Source organism: Bacteroides pyogenes DSM 20611 = JCM 6294, assembly GCF_000428105.1.
In the GTDB taxonomy this organism is placed as follows: Bacteria; Bacteroidota; Bacteroidia; order Bacteroidales; family Bacteroidaceae; genus Bacteroides; species Bacteroides pyogenes.
Genome location: NZ_ATZH01000072.1, coordinates 1 through 1,840 on the forward strand (window position 1 = coordinate 1; position 1,840 = coordinate 1,840).

The following is a 1,840-nucleotide window of genomic DNA, read 5'->3' on the forward strand; positions in this document are numbered from 1 at the left end:
TACTCCGTTTTTTAAGCCGATTTTAAGCCGCTTATCGCATCAAAAAAGGGTGGATAGAACCGTCCTGAGTGGGTGGGCATGCTCCGTTTTCGCCAGCTGCCGAAAGCGCCGATGTAGGCTACTTGTTCGAATCCTTCGGAAAGCATTGCATCGGCGAATGAAGCCGCCGCTTGCGCTTCTTTACCCGGAATGCAGGGAGCTTTCAGGTAATTGCCTGCCTTCATGCTCAGCTCTGCGGTGGTGACGACTTTGTTGCCCGGCTGTGTTTCGAAGAATGTTTTTGAGAATGCCTTTTCGCCTGTCGTAAAGCTTGAATTTTTGTCGCTTCCCATAAGAGCCATGTCGGCAAACCAAATGTTGCGGAGCTTCAGCTCGCCTTTGGCGGCGGAGCCTTGAGCGTCTCCTTTGTCATTTTCGATGATGAGGCCTACCGGATACCCCACAGCGATGGAATTGAAACAGCTAAGGTTGCTGTACCTGCGGATTTGTATGGCTGCCTGATAGTCCGTCGACAGGATTCATCATACCGTCAATGCCTCCTTTCAGGCTACGCAGTCCGTTGTCGAATCCCAGGAAATCGGTTCCGCTTTCTTTTTCGTACAAGAAACTGTTGAAATGCGTACGGTCGTTCAGCCCGCCGTTTAAGTTGATCGAGAACGAACTTTTAGACGGAACATCCTTTGTTTGAATCAGGATAAACCCTCCCGTGAAGTCCGACGGGTATTCGGGAGCGGGGCTTTTCACTACAATCATGTTGTCCAGTTGCGAGGAGGGGATCAGGTCGAACGAGAAAGCTCTCGAATCGGCCTCCATCTCAAAATTCAGCGTAGTCTCTTTTTCTGCTTTTATGTCTCTCAGCTCAATCGGTTTGTACCCGATATATGTTACCGTTATGGTATAAATCCCGTTTGCCACGTGTAGCGTGTAATTGCCGTTGAGGTCTGCGACAGTTCCGGCATTTATTGCTGCAATTTGTACAGTCGCCCCCGTGAGCGGCTCTTTGGTTTGTTTGTCTTTGATACTTCCTTTGATTATTCCTGCTTCGGCAGTTGCTGTAAGCAATATCATCAAAAGAAGAATGGAGGAGATCTTTTTCATATACTCTATACTTCTTAAGTCATTGCAAAGATGAGGCGATGAAATTACGTTGATAATACGGTTGCATGTAGGTTCTTCTACATATTTGTTGCGGTTCTGTTAAGTTCGAATGGGGATCTCAGTCACATCCGACAGTCCGAATGTTTAAAGAAATAGCAATTTCCTTTTAAAAAACTATTCGTCTTTCGTCTGTGTTTTATTCGTCTCCCGTTCGACAGACGAATAAAACACAGACGAAAGACGAATGGTACATGTCCGTCAGGGGATCAACTGTTTAAAAGAAAAAGCTTGGGTTTAGCATAAACGCAGGCAATTTTTTCAGCGTGTGTTTGGGTTTTCTACAAGCGAGTTCGCCGGCAGTTTTTCTCTTGCTTTCTTGCCTTGCACTCTGCTTCCCGCCTCTTCACATGGGTAATAATCTCCCGCAGCAAGAGACCCCGTTATTTATATATTATATGTGTATGGCAAGCAGTGAAGGGGACCGACAGCAACAACCGTGCATTGGAAGGTTATATATTATATATGTATGGCAGGCAGGTTTTCGTTTTGACCGGTATATCGTATATGGGCAGCACCTGTGGCTCTCCGGATATTTCTGCCGGGGGGCAACAACAGGCGAGGAGTAGATAGCTTGTCTTTCTTTAATGTCCTTTCTCATCTTCCTGTCCTTTAGCCTCTTATGTTTTTCCTTTTCATTTTCTTCAAAAAAACTCCTTTGTATATTTGGATGTTGTTTTAAAAG

2 protein-coding genes and 1 pseudogene are annotated in these 1,840 nt (G+C 45.7%); all 3 read right to left on the reverse strand.

The features are described 5' to 3' along the window. Window positions 1-11 precede the first annotated feature (11 nt). The gene (locus C234_RS0112890) at window positions 12-443 is read right to left on the reverse strand and encodes a hypothetical protein (protein ID WP_027326091.1); all 432 of its coding nucleotides are present in this window, start codon (window positions 441-443) and stop codon (window positions 12-14) included. A gap of 64 nt (window positions 444-507) precedes the next feature. Next, window positions 508-1,098 (reverse strand): annotated as a pseudogene (locus C234_RS16870) (carboxypeptidase-like regulatory domain-containing protein); the annotation flags it as partial. Between the two features lie 451 nt (window positions 1,099-1,549). After that, on the reverse strand, window positions 1,550-1,840 hold a 291-nt coding region (locus C234_RS17915), incomplete at its 5' end, for a hypothetical protein (RefSeq protein WP_211231535.1).